The 18,389-nt window shown below is 62.6% G+C and carries 17 protein-coding genes; 6 read left to right on the top strand and 11 right to left on the bottom strand.

The window, feature by feature from the left end:
• Positions 1-54: 54 nt before the first annotated feature.
• Positions 55-471 carry an META domain-containing protein gene (locus N554_RS0109655; protein ID WP_029583279.1) on the top strand — a complete coding sequence of 139 codons (417 nt, stop codon included), beginning with the start codon at positions 55-57 and terminating at the stop codon, positions 469-471.
• 105 nt (positions 472-576) lie between these two features.
• Here N554_RS0109655 and N554_RS0109660 read toward each other — a convergent pair whose 3' ends face one another.
• The 4 genes from N554_RS0109660 to groES all read right to left on the bottom strand — a co-directional run bounded on the left by N554_RS0109660 (position 577) and on the right by groES (position 5,714).
• Positions 577-2,121 (bottom strand): phytoene desaturase family protein, encoded by a 1,545-nt coding sequence (locus N554_RS0109660; protein WP_029583280.1) that lies wholly within the window; start codon positions 2,119-2,121, stop codon positions 577-579.
• 137 nt (positions 2,122-2,258) lie between these two features.
• Positions 2,259-3,455 carry a hypothetical protein gene (locus tag N554_RS0109665; protein WP_029583281.1) on the bottom strand — a complete coding sequence of 399 codons (1,197 nt, stop codon included), beginning with the start codon at positions 3,453-3,455 and terminating at the stop codon, positions 2,259-2,261.
• Positions 3,456-3,616: 161 nt separating this feature from the next.
• Complete coding sequence (gene groL, locus N554_RS0109670) at positions 3,617-5,263, bottom strand: chaperonin GroEL (RefSeq protein ID WP_029583282.1); 1,647 nt, start codon at positions 5,261-5,263, stop codon at positions 3,617-3,619.
• 154 nt (positions 5,264-5,417) lie between these two features.
• Positions 5,418-5,714: a co-chaperone GroES gene (groES, locus tag N554_RS0109675; RefSeq protein WP_029583283.1), complete on the bottom strand. Its 297-nt coding sequence runs from the start codon at positions 5,712-5,714 to the stop codon at positions 5,418-5,420.
• Between the two features lie 329 nt (positions 5,715-6,043).
• On the opposite strand from groES, the gene N554_RS0109680 reads away from it, so the two are divergent.
• The gene (locus N554_RS0109680) at positions 6,044-6,559 is read left to right on the top strand and encodes a hypothetical protein (RefSeq protein ID WP_029583284.1); all 516 of its coding nucleotides are present in this window, start codon (positions 6,044-6,046) and stop codon (positions 6,557-6,559) included.
• A 75-nt stretch (positions 6,560-6,634) separates the two neighbouring features.
• Here N554_RS0109680 and N554_RS0109685 read toward each other — a convergent pair whose 3' ends face one another.
• On the bottom strand, positions 6,635-7,402 hold the full coding sequence (locus N554_RS0109685; protein WP_029583285.1) for a protein phosphatase CheZ: 768 nt from the start codon (positions 7,400-7,402) through the stop codon (positions 6,635-6,637).
• 293 nt (positions 7,403-7,695) lie between these two features.
• Between N554_RS0109685 and N554_RS0109690 the strand changes: the two genes are divergently transcribed.
• On the top strand, positions 7,696-8,499 hold the full coding sequence (locus N554_RS0109690) for a L,D-transpeptidase (protein WP_029583286.1): 804 nt from the start codon (positions 7,696-7,698) through the stop codon (positions 8,497-8,499).
• 72 nt (positions 8,500-8,571) lie between these two features.
• Here the strand turns inward: N554_RS0109690 and N554_RS0109695 are convergent, their stop codons facing one another.
• The 6 genes from N554_RS0109695 to N554_RS0109720 all read right to left on the bottom strand — a co-directional run bounded on the left by N554_RS0109695 (position 8,572) and on the right by N554_RS0109720 (position 14,553).
• Positions 8,572-9,426 (bottom strand): DUF2076 domain-containing protein, encoded by an 855-nt coding sequence (locus tag N554_RS0109695; RefSeq protein WP_029583287.1) that lies wholly within the window; start codon positions 9,424-9,426, stop codon positions 8,572-8,574.
• A gap of 119 nt (positions 9,427-9,545) precedes the next feature.
• Positions 9,546-10,391 carry a ChbG/HpnK family deacetylase gene (locus tag N554_RS0109700; RefSeq protein WP_029583288.1) on the bottom strand — a complete coding sequence of 282 codons (846 nt, stop codon included), beginning with the start codon at positions 10,389-10,391 and terminating at the stop codon, positions 9,546-9,548.
• A complete protein-coding gene (locus tag N554_RS0109705; RefSeq protein WP_029583289.1) occupies positions 10,388-11,428 on the bottom strand; it encodes a glycosyltransferase family 2 protein in 1,041 nt (346 codons plus the stop codon). The genes N554_RS0109700 and N554_RS0109705 overlap by 4 nt, the downstream gene beginning before the upstream one ends.
• Before the next feature lie 80 nt (positions 11,429-11,508).
• Positions 11,509-12,486 carry an ATP phosphoribosyltransferase gene (gene hisG, locus N554_RS0109710; protein WP_029583290.1) on the bottom strand — a complete coding sequence of 326 codons (978 nt, stop codon included), beginning with the start codon at positions 12,484-12,486 and terminating at the stop codon, positions 11,509-11,511.
• Positions 12,483-13,658 carry an ATP phosphoribosyltransferase regulatory subunit gene (locus N554_RS0109715; RefSeq protein ID WP_029583291.1) on the bottom strand — a complete coding sequence of 392 codons (1,176 nt, stop codon included), beginning with the start codon at positions 13,656-13,658 and terminating at the stop codon, positions 12,483-12,485. The genes hisG and N554_RS0109715 overlap by 4 nt, the downstream gene beginning before the upstream one ends.
• Before the next feature lie 133 nt (positions 13,659-13,791).
• Positions 13,792-14,553 carry a 16S rRNA (uracil(1498)-N(3))-methyltransferase gene (locus tag N554_RS0109720; protein ID WP_029583292.1) on the bottom strand — a complete coding sequence of 254 codons (762 nt, stop codon included), beginning with the start codon at positions 14,551-14,553 and terminating at the stop codon, positions 13,792-13,794.
• 316 nt (positions 14,554-14,869) lie between these two features.
• Here N554_RS0109720 and N554_RS0109725 point away from each other — a divergent pair, with 316 nt between their 5' ends.
• From N554_RS0109725 to N554_RS0109740, 3 genes are all read left to right on the top strand, one after another.
• A complete protein-coding gene (locus N554_RS0109725) occupies positions 14,870-15,535 on the top strand; it encodes a hypothetical protein (RefSeq protein ID WP_029583293.1) in 666 nt (221 codons plus the stop codon).
• A 10-nt stretch (positions 15,536-15,545) separates the two neighbouring features.
• Positions 15,546-16,478: a 4-hydroxybenzoate octaprenyltransferase gene (gene ubiA / locus N554_RS0109730; protein ID WP_029583294.1), complete on the top strand. Its 933-nt coding sequence runs from the start codon at positions 15,546-15,548 to the stop codon at positions 16,476-16,478.
• 399 nt (positions 16,479-16,877) lie between these two features.
• Positions 16,878-18,374, top strand: a complete 1,497-nt coding sequence (locus N554_RS0109740; protein WP_029583296.1) for an outer membrane protein — start codon at positions 16,878-16,880, stop codon at positions 18,372-18,374.
• Positions 18,375-18,389 lie beyond the last annotated feature (15 nt).

The raw sequence follows: 18,389 nt of genomic DNA on the forward strand, positions 1-18,389 counted from the left end.
TTGCCCATTAGAACAACGCGCGGCTGTGAGTGCCGGGATATTTCGAGAGGGTGCATGTTGTCAGCGATAAATTTTGTGAGGCAGGCTGCAGTGGCGCTGATCCTGACCTCGGCCGCTTTCAACGCCGCCCCGGCTCACGCCGATGACGCGTTTCCGTTTGGACTTGAGATGACATTGGACGTGGCGCGTCAGCCCGGATCGAAGCGGCTGCCGAACCTGGAGATCAGCGACCGCGGCGAGGTCATCCTCGAGCTGTGGTGTAAGGGCGGCAAGGGGCAGTTTTCGGTGGCAGGCAATACCGTGATCTTTGTTGCAGGACCGCTGGAGGATCGCGCCTGTCCGCCGGCGAGGGCGCAGGCTGACGATGAGCTGGTGGCGGCTCTGAGCGAGGCGGCGACCTGGAAGCGGCAGGGCGATTTCGTTTCGTTCATCGGGGCGAAGCCGCTGCGATTCCGCCTCAATACCAACTGAGATCTTCAGACTCTAAGGTTATCGGTTTGTTCGAGCATGATCTCCGCGCAAACGCCTAGCGTTTGTCGCGAGAGAGAACCGGTTTCCACTTTTCCGGATCATGCTCTAGTTCTCGCGCAAGATCATATCGGCACACGCTCCGGCGGATTGCACCACGCCGGTGTAGCCGCCGAAGCCGGCATAGGCTGACGCCAGATATACGCCCGGTAGCGCCGTGCGCGGCGAACGCCGAGGGAAGCGCCACAGCGAGCGTGGCGGCGACGGCGCGAATCCATAAACTGCACCATCGGGCGCATTGAGATACTGCCGGACCGACAGCGCGGTATTGAATGACGACGCCACCACGCCGCCGGCGAGGCCCGGATAGGAAGCGTCGAGATAGCGGACGATCGCCTCCTGCCATCGCCCGCGCTTCTCGCGGTAGGCGTCCATGTCCGAATTGTCCCAATTCGACAGCCTATCGGGTCCGAGGATCGAAAGCACATAGGGCGGGGCGGGAACGCCGGAATCGATCGCGGCGTAATCGACAATCGACATCGGTGGCATTCGCTCGCCCGGTTCATCGGCCATCAGCGCTGCGCCTTTGGCATAGTCGGACAGCCGTTGCATGTCGGGCGGCAGCAACTGCGTGGAATAGGCTGACAGCCCAAATTCGCGCGGCGGCCTCGACAAGCCGAGCGTGAGCGCGAACAGCGAGATCGAGGGCGCCTGTGACGCGTAGTTTTCCGTCAACTTTTTCGCAAGCCGCGGAGGCATCAACGATGCGAGCGCCGCCGGCGCCGCATTGCTGATGATCCGCACGCCTTCCACGACTTGCGGATCGCTGCCGTCGCGCGCGGTGTGGGTGACGACGTTGGCGCGGCCCCGCGCGTCCAATGCAATGCCGCTGACGACACGGCGCAGCACGACCTCGCCGCCGGCGACCTTGATGGCGCGGGCGAGCGCGCTTGAGAGCCGCTGCGAGCCGCCCTGCACGAACCGCCCGCCGCTCAGGAGATAGCTTCCCTGCGCCATCGCAAAGTAGATCCACCACAGCGTCGCGGGGTCGTCGTGATAGTAAGAGAGATTGGCCGCCAGCGCGCATTTGACGGCTTCGTTGTCGCCGAAGAGACGATCGAACTTTTGCGACAGCGACAGGCGCCAGTCGCGGACCGCGGGGAGCAGTTTCAACAGCGCGCCCAGACTTTCGCGCGGATTCCTGAGAAGGTCGCCGCCTTGCGAGAGCGTGCCCATGGCCGATGCAACGCGCTCCATTTCTCCCAGCAGTTGATCGATGCCGGCGCGGGCTTCAGGGAAACGCTCGATGAGCGCAAGCCGCGCCGCATCGAAATTATCCGGCATTGTAAACGGCCGATCGAGCGGACCGCCGCGCGCCTGGTAAAATTCTCCGGATGGAATCCATTTTACGGCGTCGATCACGCCCGCGCGTGTCAGCACGCCGTGTTTCGGATCGCGCGGATCATGCGGATCGCTGGTCTCATGCAGCGAGCCTTCGACGAACAGATCGCCGGATTTGTAGCTCGATGCCGCGCCGCCGACCGAGTTGCTGCGCTCGATGACAAGGACCTTGCGTCCCGCGCGCGCGAGGATCGCGCCGGCCGTCAAGCCTCCAAGGCCGGCGCCGATCACCACAACGTCATAGCGCGCCATTCAACCTGAAACCCTGAAAGAAAGCCTGGTGCAGATATGGCCTGTTCATTGCCGCTATGGCGCGGCATGTCAAATGCGGGGCTGGATGGAGCGGGCGCGTTGCGACTTGCCCGCGATCGATCGGAGGAAAGAGCCGGCTATTTCCAGGCCGATTTATCGACATCCCAGCGTTGGCCCTTGAACTCCTTCGCCAGCGCTTCGACCGAGCCGTTATCGTCGGTTTGTTCGCCTTCCTCGTCGCCGCTGAAGTCTTCGGTCAGGTTGAGTTTTGGCCCCGCGGTTTCGTCCGCCGTCGAAATAACGGGGCTGCTGATCCACAGCATCAGCCGGTCGGATGTACCGGGCCTGTCCGGTGACACCAGCGCGGCGACCTCAATCGTCTCGGTGAGGCCGAGCGGCGGAAACAGCTGGCTCGGCCGCTTGAGGGTCATTTTCAGCTTCCCGGTGTTGGCGTCCCAGGTCGAGGACGCTGAGTTCGCCGAAAACGTTTTGGTAAGGACGCCGCTGATCGCCGCCGTGAGCTTGTCCTTGTTGAGTTTGTCGCCCTCGCGCCAGTCGGCGGCCGCGAAACGGATCGTGCGCTCCATCTCCACGACGCCGCTGGTCCAGCCGGCTGCGACCACGCCGGGTGACGATTTGGATTTCGCAATCAGCGCAGCGGCGCGATCCGGATCGACGCTGATGTTGATCGTCTGCTCGCCGGCGCGCAGCGCGTCGCACGACACAGTGAGGCTATTTAGGGATACCTCGAGGTCCTGCCCTTTCAGCCCTTTGAGGAAATCCAGCGCCGCATCCAGCTTGATCCTCACGCCAACCGATTCCGGCGAGACCTCGGTGAAATCTTTTGGCGCGGCCGTGATCCCATCATCGGTGGTTTGGTTGTCCTGGAATTCCTTTTCACTGAGATCGGAATTGTCGGTCGAGGTCACCTCTGTGACGGTCTGGCCGACGCTGATCTGGCCCTTGAATTCGAAAGTATCGCCGGTCGGCTTGCGCAGAAGTCTCACCGTCACGGGCAATTTGTCGCCGAGGCTCTGCGTGGTGCCGGTCATGGTCTGGCCATTGACCGCGAGATTGGCGACGAAGCGGTCCTTGCGATCGGATCCTTTCTCGGCCGGGTAACAAACGTCGAGCACCGCCGAAGTAACGGTCTTGCCCTGGCGGGTTTCCTTGAGGACGACATCGGCATTGCCGTCCATCAGCCCGTCGATCGACGTAAAATATCGGGTTTCGTTGGCCCCTGGTGCGGCTTTCGGCGAGAGTTTCATTTGGGCGAAGGCGAGATCCGGCGCAGCGGTCATTAGACCGATCAGACAAAACAGAAGCGCGCGCATATGAAGCTCCTCGGAAGATGGAAGCAGGTACCACCGCAGGACACGCTCGATTCGCCTCACGAATCGCAGCCAAGCCTTTAGCAAACCCCCGCATCCTTCGCCAAAAAAGAAGGCCGCCCGGAGGCGGCCTTCGCGATCGAATGGCATTAGCAGGCCGGTTTTTAGAAGCCCATGCCGCCCATTCCACCCATGCCGCCACCGCCGCCGGGCATCGCCGGCGCCGGCTCCTTCGGCAATTCGGCGACCATGGCTTCGGTGGTCACCAAAAGGCCGGCAACGGAGGCAGCGTCCTGCAGCGCGGCGCGCACCACCTTGGCGGGATCGATGATGCCGTTTGCGACCATGTCGACATACTCCTCGGTCTGCGCATCGAAGCCGAAAGTCTCCGACTTGTTCTCAAGGATTTTGCCGACGACGATCGAGCCTTCGACACCGGCATTCTCGGAGATCTGGCGCACCGGCGCCTCCAGCGCTTTCAGCACGATATTGATGCCGGCCTGCACATCGGCGTTATCGTTGGAGATACGGCCAACGGCCCGCTTGGCGCGCAGCAGCGCTACGCCGCCGCCCGGCACGATGCCTTCCTGCACGGCCGCACGGGTTGCGTTGAGCGCGTCCTCGACGCGATCCTTTTTCTCCTTCACCTCGACCTCGGTCGCGCCGCCGACGCGAATGACCGCGACGCCGCCGGCAAGCTTGGCAAGACGCTCCTGCAGCTTCTCGCGGTCGTAGTCGGACGTGGTCTCCTCGATCTGCGCCTTGATCTGGGCGACACGGGCTTCGATGTCCTTCTTCTTGCCGGAGCCGTTGACGATCGTGGTGTTTTCCTTGTCGATCACGACCTTGCGGGCGCGGCCGAGCATGTTGGTCGTCACGCTTTCGAGTTTCATGCCGAGTTCATCGGAGATCACCTGGCCGCCGGTCAGGACCGCGATGTCTTCCAGCATCGCCTTGCGCCGATCGCCGAAGCCGGGCGCCTTGACGGCGGCGACTTTCAGGCCGCCGCGCAGACGGTTGACCACGAGCGTTGCGAGCGCCTCGCCTTCGACGTCTTCCGCGATGATCAGAAGCGGGCGGCCCGACTGCACCACGGCCTCGAGCATCGGCAGCATCGACTGCAGGCCGGACAGCTTTTTCTCGTGCAAGAGCACATAGACGTCCTCGAGCTCGGCGGTCATCTTCTCGGCATTGGTGATGAAATAGGGCGACAGGTAGCCGCGGTCGAATTTCATGCCTTCGACGATGTCGACCTCGGTTTCGAGCGACTTGTTCTCCTCGACGGTGATGACACCTTCGTTGCCGACCTTCTGCATCGCCTGCGCGATCATCTTGCCGATTGCCGCGTCGCCGTTAGCCGAAATGGTGCCGACCTGCGCAATTTCCGATGACGAGGCGACCGGCTTGGCGCGCTTCTCGAGGTCCTTGATCACCGCTTGCACCGCAATATCGATGCCGCGCTTCAGATCCATCGGGTTCATGCCGGCGGCAACCGATTTGGCGCCTTCCCGCACGATCGCCTGGGCGAGCACGGTAGCGGTGGTGGTGCCGTCGCCGGCGGTATCGTTGGTCTTGGAGGCGACTTCGCGCAGCATCTGCGCGCCCATATTCTCGAACTTGTCGTCAAGCTCGATTTCCTTGGCGACGGTCACGCCGTCCTTGGTGATACGGGGTGCGCCGAAGCTCTTTTCGATGACGACATTGCGACCCTTGGGGCCCAGCGTCACCTTCACCGCATTGGCGAGAATATCGACGCCGCGCAGCATGCGATCGCGCGCGTCTCCGGAAAATTTAACGTCCTTGGCTGCCATTGTTTTGACCTCTGATTGATTGAGTACGATTGCACGCTGCGCTCTCCCCCGTCATTGCCGGGCCTGACCCGGCAATCCATCCTCTTCGCAGATTGATGGATGCCCGGATCAAGTCCGGGCATGACGAGTAGTGTGCAGCGGCTCTATTGGTTCGTCAGGCCAGCACGCCCATGATGTCGGATTCCTTCATGATCAGGAGTTCCTCACCATCGAGCTTGACCTCGGTGCCCGACCATTTGCCGAACAGCACGCGGTCACCGACCTTGAGGTCGATCGGGATCAGCTTGCCGGATTCGTCGCGGCCGCCCGGACCTACCGCGGTGATTTCGCCCTGCGAGGGCTTTTCCTTGGCGGAATCCGGAATAATGATGCCGCCCTTGGTCTTTTCTTCGGCATCGATGCGTTTGACCACGACACGGTCATGCAGCGGACGAAATTTGGTTTTAGCCATGCAGTTTCCTTTGAAGGCTCGGTTTCCAGGTCAGGTTTTGCCATCGAAAAGTGGGTGAGAATACGGACGTATTCAACGCCGCCAAGGGCCGAACAGTTCGCATTCCTGGCAATCGCGCTCTCGGAGTGCCAATTGCGCGCCCGGGAATATGGCTTGATGCCGATCCTGTCAAGCAAAGGGGCTTAAGCCCTTGGTGAGGCCGGTATAGGATGCTTGGGGAAGAAACCACCGGAGCGCCAGCGTAATTTGCTGGACGTCATTGCTCCGACAGCAGTTTTACGCTTGGCTGCGGGGACGGGTGCGGCCACTAATTTTGCCGGGGGAATGCCATGGTCTGGTCACGTAACGCGCGCGCGGTTGGCAATCTCGGGATCGCCTCGGCGCTGACGATATTCCTCGGGGCATGCGGGAGCATGAGCCTCCCGTCATTCTCCTCAGCTCCTCCAGCGGCCCCGGAGCCCGGCGTGGCGCCGGAAATGCCGGCGACCATCCGTTCGGACGAGATTGTCGGCCGTTGGGGCCTCGCATCGTTCCAGAGTCCCAATGACCGCGCGCGCACCGAAGCCGCGGCGCGGTCGCAGTGCAAACAGCCTTACGTGATCGGAGCCGGTTCTTCGGGCGGCGTGATCATGCATCTTGCCGACCAGGCGACGCCGCAGGAACTGCGCCTTAAGGGCAGCCCGAGCGGCAAGAACTATATCGGTCCGGCCGGACCGGCCGGTGGCGAACAGGATCGCGAGATCGTCTCGTTCGACGGCCGCGTGCTGATTACCCGTTTCATCGACAAGGATGCTGCGGTCCGTTACGGCAATATGGTCTACGTCCGCTGCGCGTCCCGCGCCTGATCGGCCGCTGTTCCTGCATTCCGTCGAAATCTTTGCCGCCGGGTGCTGCTACCCGACGTTGAGGCTAGTTCATTTTCAGTCAAACAGCGCGTCGATGTCGTTCTGCGAGACGTGACCGACAGCACCGTCCAACTTCGGACCGTTCAGCAGCCGGGCGTCGCCTTCGCGTGCGTCAAGGATGGCAGGCGCGTGCGCGCGAATGGCGTCGACACCGCCCCAGATATCCATCATGACGATGATGTGGCTTTCGATGAATTTCATCGTGGACATCACCTTGCTGATGCGCTGGCCGGTCAGATCCTGGAAGTTGCAGGCCTCGAAAATCGAGACGACACGTTCCTGGATTTCTTCGCTGAGAATCTTTTGCTGATCCGCAGAAGTCACCTTGCCTAGCGCGCTGGCCGCCTGATCGATGGCTTCGACAGCCTCCAGTATCTGTTGCGTGGCTTGTTCAGTGCCGCCGACCACGGCGCCAAGCTCGCCGGTCACTTTGGCCATTTCATTGCCGTCGAAACTGTTGCCGTGCAGAACCGCGATTTCCCGCTTGGTGCGGTTGATGGCGTCGTGAATGAGATCGATCTCGACCTTGAGCTTCTCGCATTGCTCGATCTGGGCGCGATAGGTTTCCAGCAACGCTTGTGCATCGGCGATATCGTGCGACACCGCCGCGCCATTGGTCGGCGTGGAGGCGACGTGAGCAGGGCTCGCCATCTGGGCGCGGATGGCGCGCAGTTCGGCCATGATCTCGCGATGCATGGGGCCGATATCGCCGTCAGCCGCTGCGGATATCGGCATGTCGTCGCCGAATGCTTGTTCAATACGAAAACGCTTGCGAATAGGCATGAGACTTTCCCTGACCTTCACTCGTCAGGTTTTAGCCGGGTGCGATTTAACATCGGGTTCACGCCGGGAACTGCTGCGAAGTCAGCGAACACCAACGATTAACCATGGCGAGCACCGTTCACCGAAAATAAACGCTACCGGTCAAATCCGCTCGGATTTGACGACGTGGTGAATCGAAGGCCACTTCCGTTTACCAAACCGATGCGGTTTTGATTTTAATTGATGGCGTGCAGGGGCGCTTGAATCGGGCGCTCCCGCGACCAAACAGTGACGAAACAGTACAGAGTACGTCGATGTTCCAAAGAATGTCTGTTGCGCTCCTCACCGGCGCATCTTGTCTCGCGATCGGACTTCATCAAGCCGCGGCGATCGAGGCCACATCGTTTGCGGAGCCCAGCGTGATTTACGCCGATCAACCCGTGCAACGGTTTGCCGTGCCGGCGCGAACGGCCTATGCCGAGCGCTCCAACATGGGCGGCGGTTTCATCGAATTCCTGTTCGGTGATGGACAGAATCAAGGCGGGCGCTACCAGCAACCTGCTTATCAGCAGCAGCCGTCATATGAACCGCGGCGTCAGCTGCTGCCGCCGATGGACCCCCAGCAAGTCATGCGCCAGCAGGAAGACGTCGGCGAATTCGCACGTCCGGCGTTCGATCCGAAATATGAGAAACAGCTGGTTGACTATCGCGGCAAGGAAGACCCCGGCACCATTGTCGTGGATACGCCCAACAAGTTTCTGTACCTGGTTCAGGGCGACGGCAAGGCGCTGCGCTACGGCATCGGCGTCGGCCGCCCCGGATTCACCTGGTCGGGCGTCAAGCAGATTTCCGCGAAGAAGGAATGGCCGGCGTGGACGCCGCCACCGGAAATGCTGGCGCGGCGCCCCGATCTGCCGCGGCACATGGAAGGCGGCCCGCAGAACCCACTCGGCGCCCGCGCGATGTATCTGGGATCGTCGCTCTATCGCATCCACGGCTCCAATGAGCCCTGGACCATCGGCACCAACGTCTCCTCCGGCTGCATCCGGATGCGCAATGAGGACGTGATCGATCTCTACGGCCGCGTCAATGTCGGCGCACGGGTCATCGTCATCTGATGGCCATGCGGTTTGAAACTAAAACGGCCGCCCAATCCGGGCGGCCGTTTTGTTTTCGTCTCGGAGAAACCGTCAGGCGTAGTCACTGTCTCCGCCGCCGTCGTCTCCGTCGCCGTCGTCAAAGTCGTCCGAATCGAGATCCATGTCGTCGTGATCGCTGTCGTTCGATGCGGAATCAAAAGATCCTGCGCGCGAATTGTCATCGTTCGACGGCTGGTCGAATAATCCCGCGCGCGAACTATCGTCGGCGCGCTGCCCGGATGAACCGACGTCGTTGATCCCGGCGTCGCGCGCCAGATCGCTGCCGGATTGATCGCTCCCCGGCCTGCGGTCCTCAACTCCGCCGCCAAGGCCGGCGGCATCACCGAAGCCGTGCTGAGTGCCGCCCATCATCGAGCGGATGCTGCCGAGCAGCAGCGAGCCGCCGACCATACCGGCTGCGGCTGCTGCCGCGGTTCCGAGAAATGAGCCGCCACCTCCGCCCATAGGAGCCTGCCCACCATAAGGCTGGGGAGCCTGCGGCTGGCCGTAAGGTCCCTGATTATATGGTCCCGGCGACTGCGGCTGCTGCATCACCTGGCCGCTGTTCCATACCGGGCGGCCGCCGGTCTCGGGCGGCCGAACGTTCGGCACCGAGCCACGCGACTGGTTTTGTCCGAGTACCGCGTCGCGCATCGAATCCAGGAACCCGCCGGATTGTCGTTGTTCGCCCGCGCCTTCGGATTCCAATTCCTGGATGCGGTTGTGGGCACGCCTTAGCGCTTCATCCTGAAGCAATACCGTCTGCACCAATGCGTAAACGGCACTGGGCGCCTTCCGCAATCCTTCCGCGATTGCTGCGACCGCGTCCGGATCGCGCGGCGCGCTCTCCAGCTTTGAGAGCCGGTCGAAAAGCTCGTCAATCAGTTGGCGTTCTTGCGGTGTCATGGATTCTCTCCCTCGCTTCGAAGCGCGAGCGGAATGTAGGGGTGCTTTGTGTCGCAGGTAGTGCCGTCAGGGATTAAATTTCGGTGTGCGACAAGACGCCCTAGCGGGTTTGCGCGATTTCAGCCCAACGTAACTTTGTTCGCCGCCAACAACCGCGGAAACTGCTCGCCGCCGAGAAAAGCATGTTCGTGTTCGCGCTGGGCTGTCAGCGGATCAAGGCTGACAAGGATTTCGTCGACGAACCCGGGATGACACATGATGAGGCCATCCTCCGGCAGCCCGTCGAGAAATTGTCGCATCAGCGTGCCGAAGTCGGATTGTCGAGAAAAGTCATAAGCGCCGGCGAATCCCGGATTGAACGCGATACCGGCGCGCCCGGCGCGGCGGCGAAATTGCGCGCTTAGAATGTCGAGAAACAACGCCTTCGGCGCGCCGAGCCGCCGGCCCAGCGGCTGATTGCGTCCGCCCTGGCGTACCCAGGCGGTGGGCGCAGCTTCTTTCACCGCCGCCAGAAACGCGTCTCGCACCTGCGGAAATAGCTGCGCATGCTGATGACCGTCGACAAAATCCGGCGGACGGCCAAACGCTTCGTTGAAAGCCGCGAGCTGCACCATCAATTCCGCGCGGATGATTTCAGGATCGAGCCGCCAGAGCAGTCCCGCGCGCAGCAGTTTCGGAAAAGCCAGGAACATGCCGCCTTCGAGCGGTTGAAAATGCATCGTCAACGGACGAAACGGGGCCGTTAGAGTGACGTGCAGGCCGATGGCGCAACGAGGACTGTTCGCGGCGGCGGTGCGAAGCGCGCCGACTTCGTCGCGGCCGATCGAAGGTCCAACCACCATCACCGATGTGGCATTGAGACGGCCGCGCTCGATCAGGTCGCGAATAGCGCGGTTAACGCCGGGGCTGAGACCATAATCGTCGGCGCACAGCCAGATCCGGCGCGGCGGCGCGGCGTCGCTCATTCGGCGGCGGTCCGTCCGCCGGCGCTTGTTTCCGTCGCGGCGCGCTTCTCGCTGTGTTCAGCCACGAAGTAGATCGGGCGCGCTTTCAATTCCGAAAGAATCTTCCCGATATATTCCCCGACAATGCCGATCATGATGAGCTGCACGCCGCCGATCGTCATCAGGCCGATCATCAGCGAGGGATAGCCGGGAACAGATTTCCCGGTCGTCCAGGTCTCCCACAGTATCGAAAGTCCGAACAGAAAAGCCGCTGTGGCGAGCAACACGCCGAGCAAGCTCGCAAAACGCAGCGGCGCCACCGAAAACGACGTAAGGCCTTCGATCGAAAGCCCGACCAGCCGGCCGGGGCTGAACGTCGTGACGCCGTGCGCGCGGGCTGCGGGCTCGTAGTCGACACGGATCTGGCGGAAACCGATCCAGCTCGCGAGCCCCTTGAAGAAGCGATTGCGTTCCGGAAGCTGCCGCAGCGCCGCCGCGGCGCGCGGCGACAGCAGACGGAAGTCGCCGGCATCTTCGGGGATTTTCTGCCGCGCACCCCAGTTGATCAGGGCGTAGAAGCCATGCACGGCAAACCGCCGCAGAAACGGTTCGTTGTCGCGGTGAGCCTTGGCGGTATAGACGACGTCATGACCGCCATCGATCCAATGGCCGACAAGCTTCTCGACCAGATCCGGCGGATGCTGGCCGTCGCCATCCATGAACAGGATGGCGCCGCGCCGGGCATGGTCCAATCCCGCCATCAGCGCGGCTTCCTTGCCGAAATTGCGGGACAGCGACACCACCTGAACATCGAGGGTGTCGGCCGCAAGCCCGCGCGCGATCGAGAGCGTTGCGTCGGCGCTGCCGTCGTCGACATAGACCACCTCGCAAGCGAGGCGGTAGCGTTGCCTGAGCTGTTTGGCCAGCCCGCCTAGCCGCTCGTGCAGCAATTCCAGCCCGGCGGCCTCGTTATACAAGGGCACGATGATCGATAGCCCCTGCGCCGCAGCATTGGCCGCAGTGGTTGACAGGCTAGAAACGTCGGTACCCAGCATCATCGATCAGGTTCCAAACCACCCATATGACAGCATATGTTACTCGTTGCTTGCTGTCGCAACGATGAACAATACCTTCCGCGTTACTGCCGCAGGAATGCCTCAAGCTTGGCGAACAGCGGGTTGTCGCGGTCGAGCACATAATCGAGCGACGCCACCGATACCGTATCGGCGCCGTGGGCACGGAGAAAGCTGCCAAGCGCGTAAAGCTGCGCCGGTGGGCAGTGCAGCGTAACCATTCCCGAGGATGTCGGGCCGCCGAACGGCGACACCACGCCGAAGCGATTGTGGGCTTCCGCCAGCAGCGCAGCATCGCATCCGGCAAAGCGGGTGCGGACTTCCCGGTATTTGCTGGCGCGCGCGCGGGCCGCAATGTGATCGAGGATGACGCGCGCCGTCTCGCGGGCATCGCTTGACCAGTCGGCATCCTTCGATGCGACGAGGTTGGCGTGGCTGCGCAGGATCACGCCGTCGTCGAGCACCTTGAGACCGTTGGCGGCAAGGGTCGCGCCGGTCGTCGTGATGTCGACGATCATCTCGGCCGTTCCCACCGCCGGCGCGCCTTCCGTTGCGCCTGCGCTCTCGACGATGCGGTAGTCGACGACGCCATGGGAGGCGAAGAATGTCCGGGTGAGATTGATGTATTTGGTCGCGACCCGCATTCGCCGGTTGTGCTGCGCCCGGAAGCCGGTGGTGACATCGTCGAGGTCGGCCATGGTGCGGACGTCGATCCAGGCCTGCGGCACCGCCACCACGACGTTGGCGCCGCCGAAGCCGAGATCGTCGATCAAGAGAACGCGCTTGTCGGCATCGACGATGCTTTCGCGCACCAGGTCTTCGCCGGTGACGCCGAGATGCACCGCGCCGCGCGCCAGCTGCGAGGCGATCTCGCTTGCCGAGAGGTAGGCGATTTCGACATTGTCCAAGCCAGTGATGGTGCCGCGATAGTCGCGGGCGCCGCGCGGCTTGGCCAGCGCCAGTCCGGCGCGGGTGAAGAAGGCTTCGGCGTTTTCCTGCAGGCGGCCTTTCGACGGTACCGCGAGAACGAATGGCGTCGTCATGACGCGCTCCCGTTCAAGACAGCTGGACCAAGCTTGCGGCCCGTCTGCGTCAAGGCTTCGACCCAGACAGAGAATCCGACCGCGGGGATAGGGGCGGGGGCGCCAAGCTGGGTCATCAGTCCGTCGTAGCGCCCGCCCGCCACCAGCGGCTCGACGTCATTGCCCCTGCCGTGCAGTTCGAATTCGAAGCCGGTGTAATAGTCGAGGCCGCGGCCGAATGAGGTGGAAAAGCGTGTCTTGCTTGTGTCGATGCCGCGCGCGGCCATGAAGCCGACGCGGCTTTCCAACTGGTCGATCGCCGCCGAAATGTCGAGTTTTGCGTCACCGGCCAGCGCGCGCAATTGCGCGATTCCCTCATCCGGGTCGCCCGCGATCGCGAGGAATCGCTTGATCAGCGCGAGCGCGTCACGCGGCAGCGCGCCGCCCTTCAATGTCGACTGTTCGAGGAAGCGGTCGGCGATTTCCGAGACGGTGCGACCGCCGACATTGGTGGTGCCGGCAATCGACATCAGATCGGTCACCAGCGCCAGCGCCGCCTTGCGGTCGGAGCCCGCGAGCGCCGCGAGCACGCCTTCATATTCGTTGCGGCCCGATCCGGTTGCGAGCGTGAGCCGCTCGAGATCCTGCTCCAGGCTGGTCTTGCGATTGAAATCCTTGATCAGCCGCCGCCGCCAAACCGGAAACAGATCGAGCGCATCGATCAGCGCATTGAACAGCGCCACGTCGCCGGTGCGAATTTCGACCTCGGTCAAGCCGACCGCGCTGGTCGCCTCCAGCGCCAGCGCCAGCATTTCCGCGTCCGCCGCGGCGCGATCCTGCCGACCGAAGGATTCGATGCCGGCCTGCAGGAATTCGCTCGGCCGGCCGCCGCGATAGCGAAACACCGCCCCGAGATAGCTGAACCCCGCCGGCTGGCCGGCACGGCTGGAGGCGAGATAGTCCCGCGCTACCGGAATGGTGAGATCGGGGCGCAGGCACAATTCCTCGCCGCCGGCGTCGGTGGTCAGATAAAGGCTCTTCCGGATGTCCTCGCCTGACAGATCGAGAAAGGCCTCGGCAGGCTGCAGGATCGCCGGCTCGGATCTGAGATAGCCGGCCTGTGCGAACGACAATAGCAGCGCGTCCGCCCACGCGGCGGATCCGGTCGCACCAGAGGCGGCGGTCAGGGTCATCTCGAGGTCCAAATATGGCCGGAACCGGGGGTCCGGAGGTCAGGCGCGCCAGCCATTAGCATGGCCCGGGCGGGGTTTCGACAGGGATCGGCCAAGTGGCTTAATGACCGGCGAAAATCGGCCAGGCGGCAACCTAGCCACCCGGGGCGGCTCCGGTCCAGTCGCCGAGCGCGGCCTGCACCAGCGCCAGCGCGGCCACCGCCGCGGTGTCGGCGCGAAGCACCCGGGCGCCCAGAGAAAGCCTCACGGTACGCGGCTGCCGCATCAGAATAGCACGCTCTTCCTCGGCAAAACCACCTTCGGGGCCGATCAGGATGTCAATTCCGCCTGAAGGCGATCGGCCGCTCTGCAGGGCTTGTAACGGGTTTGCGGTCTCGGCCGCTTCGTCGCAGAACACAAGCAGACGCTGCGCGTCGCGCTGGCTCAGATAGCGATCAAGCGTCACCGGCTCGGTGACCGTCGCCAGGCTCAGGATGCCGCACTGCTCGGCGGCCTCGATAACGTTGGCGCGCATCCGCTCGCCGTTAACCCGGGCGACCTGGGTGAAGCGGGTCAAAACCGGCTGCAGGGATGAGGCCCCCATCTCGACCGCTTTCTGCACCATGTAGTCGAGCCGGGCATGTTTCAGCGGCGAAAAGACGTAAGCGAGGTCGGGCAGGCGATCCTGCGGCCGGGTCTGGGCAACAACACTCAGGCTGTCGGGCCGTTTGCGCCCAGCGATCGCAGCCCGCCATTCGCCATCGCGTCCATTGAACACCAAAATGGTATCGCCCGCGGAAAGCCGAAGCACATTGCCGAGATAATTGCTCTGGCTGCGCTCAAGGGTGACCGTTTCGCCCACGGCCAAGGCGGCATCGACGAACAGGCGGGGACTGCGAAAATCGAGTTGAGGCATGGTCAAACGTTCCAATCCGCAGCTTTTTGGCCGCGCATGATCCGCCAAAGTGTAAGCGGTTTGGCGATAAGATCGTGCGCCCATTTGATAATTTAGAGCGCGATCGGACGCAAAACCGGACTTGTTCTTGCTGATCGTGCTGTGAGGGCTCGAATTAACCGAATTATTGCCGTTCGGCGCGGCTCTACGCCGCGCTGTTGCCAAATTCCACGGCTTGTTAAGCGCCGGCAAGGATCGTAAAAAGCCCTACCGGAATCGCTCTCCTGTCGCGAAAACTTTTGGGAGACCACTGGACCTTGCCGGAGCAACAGCCTTGATCATCCACCGCTTGATTGTGTCCGTGACCGCAGCCGTCCTTGCTGTCCACGCTGGTCAGGCTTTTGCGCAAGGGGCGTTTCCGGCGCCGCTGCCCGGTCAAGCCGCTCCGAGCAACGCTTCGCCATTTCCGCCGGTGAATGGCACAGCTCCGACCGCTTCCGTGGGCGTCGCTCCGAGTTCGTTTCCAGTTCATGGTGCGGCGCCGATCACGGGTTCTGGGTTCGAGCGCAGCCCGGCTCCGCCCCCGCAGGCGGGCGCCGCGGACGACTGCATGAAGGGTTTCATTCCCTTGCGCGAAGAGGCCGAGAAGCGCGGCAAGCTGATCAAGGCGGCCGGCGATCGGCACGCGTCTCCCGATGAGGCCTGCAAGCTGATCGGGAATTTCAGCCAGGCCGAGACCAAGATGATCAAATATGTCGAAACCCACGCAGCGAAGTGCGGGATTCCCGGGCAGGTAACCGATCAGCTGAAGAACGGCCACAAGAACACCGAGGCCATGCAGAAGAAGGTCTGCGCCGTAGCGCAGCAACAGCAGCAGAGGGGACCGGCCGGTCCGAGTCTTAGCGAAGTGCTGGGCTCTTCGGCAGCGCTCCCCGAGGCCACGCCCACAAAAAAGGGCGGCAGCACATTCGATACCTTGAACGGCAACGTCCTCACGCGATGATGCGGACGGCATGAACGGCGCGCCGACCCGCGTTGCCGACGCGACCGGCAACTGGGTCGATACCCGCGCGCCGCAGTGGTCGCGGCCCTATCTGCGGCTCTCCCGTCTCGACCGGCCGATCGGATCCTGGCTATTGCTGATGCCTTGCTGGTGGTCGGCGGCGCTGGCTGCCGGCGTTGCCGGCAGCATCGGCCAATTGCCCCTCGCTATTGCGCTGTTCTTCATTGGCGCATTCGTCATGCGCGGCGCCGGCTGCACCTGGAACGACATTACCGATCGCGACCTCGACGCCTTGGTGGAACGGACGCGGTCCCGTCCGATACCGGCGGGTCAGGTGAGCGTGCCGCAGGCGATGGCCTTCCTCGTCGTTCAGGCGCTGATTGGTCTTGCGGTGCTTGTGCAATTCAACCGTTTCGCAGTCGCAACCGGCATCGCTTCGCTGGCGATCGTCGCGGTCTATCCGTTCATGAAGCGGATCACCTGGTGGCCGCAGATCGTGCTCGGGCTGGCGTTCTCCTGGGGCGCGCTGATGGGGTTTGCGGTGATGCAGGGGCGGATCGATGCGACGGCGCTGGCGCTCTACGCCGGCTCGATCGCCTGGGTGATCGGCTACGACACCATCTATGCCCATCAGGACGCCGAGGACGACGCGCTGATCGGAATCAAATCGACCGCGCGGCTGTTCGGCGAACGCACGCATCAGGCGCTGATGGTGTTTTACGCCCTGGCGGTGGTTTTGATCGGCGTGGCATTGGTGCTGGCCGGTGCGCGCTGGCCGGCGTGGACCGGGCTTGCCGCATTCGCTCTGCATCTCGCCTGGCAAATCAGGCGACTGGAGATCAGCGACCCGGCATTGTGCCTGCGGATTTTCAAATCCAACCGCGAAGCCGGGCTGCTGCTGTTTGCGGGATTGCTCGCGGATGCGGTGATCCGAGTAGTCTGATTTACCGTTCTCCGCGCATCTTGTCGCACGTGGTGTGGCTCCAGATGCTATAGCGTCTGCCGACGAGTTGGCCGAATGAAGCGACGCGAATTCGACTCCACACGGAGCGCGCGCACGGCCAATCTTTCAAGAAACGTTTGAACAAATTTGCGCCGCGACCTCCAAGTGCGGTTTCGCGTGCGTCCGCCGATAACAAATCGCGGCTGGCTCCGACCGGCTGTGCCTTCGGCGACACACCGTTCCCTTTTCTTGTGATGTCAACCGGACGGTTGACGCGGCGCGGCCGGGGACCCGGCTCATGTTGCACGACGATATCTTCAGCGACATGGGCCTGGGTTTTGATGGCGCGGCACAACGCTTACGCGCGCACGGAAGTTTCTTGATTTTTAGGGCAGCAAGATGAGCATTCGAACACCCGGCCTTTGGCTGACCCTCGCGGCGCTTGGCGCCGTTCCGAGTGGTGCGGTTTTCGCCGCCGACATGCCGCTGAAAGCGGCGCCGATTGCGCCGGTCTTTTACGACTGGAGCGGCGTCTATATCGGTTTGCATGCCGGCTACGGTGGCGCCATGAAGGACTGGACCGCCGACACGATAGGTGCCGATTTTACGGCGAAAGGTTTCCTCGGCGGCGGGCAGATCGGAATCAACAAGCAGATCGGCAGCCTGGTGTTCGGCCTCGAACTTGATGGATCGTGGGCGAACATCAGCGGTTCTCAGTTGCTTTCCTTGGGCGGGCCGCTCGTTGGAGGGCAGACGGACGACAACGCGAGATCGAAAATCGATGGCCTGGTGACGTTCACGGGGCGCGCCGGGTTGGCCGCCGACCGCTGGTTCGTCTATGCCAAGGGCGGCCTTGCCGTCGCGCATGAAGCGCATTCTTTCAGCAACAATAATTTCAACTTTCCGCCCGGACCTTTTCCAAGAGTTATCTCCCTTAGCGGCAGTGAGTATCGATGGGCTCCGACGGTCGGCTTCGGAACGGAGCATGCGTTAGGGAATAATTGGTCGGTCAAGGCCGAGTACAATTACATCCATCTGGGAACCAGGGCGATCGGAGTTAATGGCACCAGAACCGCTGCCGGCGTTGTGACTCCCGTTGCGCAGGACGTGCAGATCGAGCAGGCACTCCATGTCGCCACGGTCGGCGTGAACTATCGTTTTGGTGGAATCCAGACGGATCCGACTCTGGCGCCGGCGCGGGCTGCGCCGGGCTACAACTGGTCGGGCGCCTATGTCGGCGTGCAGGGTGGATACGGCTCCGGCCACCACGAGTGGCCCGATTTCCTCGTTCCGGCGCGCCCTGAAATCGTAAAGTATGGCGCCAACGGATGGCTTGCCGGCGGCACCGTCGGGGTCAACGCGCAGACAGGCGTCTTCGTCTTCGGCGTCGAAGGCGAATGGATGTGGACCGGCATCAAAGGCAGTCAGACAACCATCTTTGCCGGGGCACAAACCACGACGCTAGGCCTGGAGAGTAAAGTCAATTGGCTGGCGATCGCGGCGGCGCGTGCCGGTTTCGTGGTTGGCGACCGGCTGCTGGTCTACGGCAAGGCGGGCGTCGCGCTGGCGGACGAGAGGCATACGATTAATGCAAGCAGTTCCAGCTCCGCCTTGGACCTGAGCGCAAAAGCCTTGCATACCGGCGTGGTGGCGGGCGCCGGCGCCGAATACGCGCTTGGCGGCAACTGGTCGGCCAAACTCGAGTACGATTATATCAAGATGCTGGCGCAGAACTTCACCGCGACTGGCACCGAGAGCTTTAACGTTCCGCCCCTCGTAGGACCGATCGCTAATTTCCGTCAGTTCGAAAAAATGCCGCAGGACCTGCATCTGATCAAGTTCGGCATCAACTATCACTTCAATCAGACGCCGGTCGTGGTGAGCGCACGCTACTGAACTGAGGTGCGTTGA

This window comes from Bradyrhizobium sp. URHD0069, from assembly GCF_000701345.1.
GTDB lineage: Bacteria > Pseudomonadota > Alphaproteobacteria > Rhizobiales > Xanthobacteraceae > Bradyrhizobium.

Coding starts and splice junctions, on each gene's coding strand:
- N554_RS0109715 (WP_029583291.1), bottom strand. CDS start 13,658: ATGACCCTGACCGCCGCCTCTGGTGCGACCGGATCCGCCGCGTGGGCG.
- N554_RS0109665 (WP_029583281.1), bottom strand. CDS start 3,455: ATGCGCGCGCTTCTGTTTTGTCTGATCGGTCTAATGACCGCTGCGCCG.
- ubiA (WP_029583294.1), top strand. CDS start 15,546: ATGAACGGCGCGCCGACCCGCGTTGCCGACGCGACCGGCAACTGGGTC.
- N554_RS0109655 (WP_029583279.1), top strand. CDS start 55: ATGTTGTCAGCGATAAATTTTGTGAGGCAGGCTGCAGTGGCGCTGATC.
- groL (WP_029583282.1), bottom strand. CDS start 5,263: ATGGCAGCCAAGGACGTTAAATTTTCCGGAGACGCGCGCGATCGCATG.
- groES (WP_029583283.1), bottom strand. CDS start 5,714: ATGGCTAAAACCAAATTTCGTCCGCTGCATGACCGTGTCGTGGTCAAA.
- N554_RS0109700 (WP_029583288.1), bottom strand. CDS start 10,391: ATGAGCGACGCCGCGCCGCCGCGCCGGATCTGGCTGTGCGCCGACGAT.
- N554_RS0109720 (WP_029583292.1), bottom strand. CDS start 14,553: ATGCCTCAACTCGATTTTCGCAGTCCCCGCCTGTTCGTCGATGCCGCC.
- N554_RS0109685 (WP_029583285.1), bottom strand. CDS start 7,402: ATGCCTATTCGCAAGCGTTTTCGTATTGAACAAGCATTCGGCGACGAC.
- N554_RS0109680 (WP_029583284.1), top strand. CDS start 6,044: ATGGTCTGGTCACGTAACGCGCGCGCGGTTGGCAATCTCGGGATCGCC.
- hisG (WP_029583290.1), bottom strand. CDS start 12,486: ATGACGACGCCATTCGTTCTCGCGGTACCGTCGAAAGGCCGCCTGCAG.
- N554_RS0109705 (WP_029583289.1), bottom strand. CDS start 11,428: ATGATGCTGGGTACCGACGTTTCTAGCCTGTCAACCACTGCGGCCAAT.
- N554_RS0109660 (WP_029583280.1), bottom strand. CDS start 2,121: ATGGCGCGCTATGACGTTGTGGTGATCGGCGCCGGCCTTGGAGGCTTG.
- N554_RS0109690 (WP_029583286.1), top strand. CDS start 7,696: ATGTTCCAAAGAATGTCTGTTGCGCTCCTCACCGGCGCATCTTGTCTC.
- N554_RS0109740 (WP_029583296.1), top strand. CDS start 16,878: ATGAGCATTCGAACACCCGGCCTTTGGCTGACCCTCGCGGCGCTTGGC.
- N554_RS0109695 (WP_029583287.1), bottom strand. CDS start 9,426: ATGACACCGCAAGAACGCCAACTGATTGACGAGCTTTTCGACCGGCTC.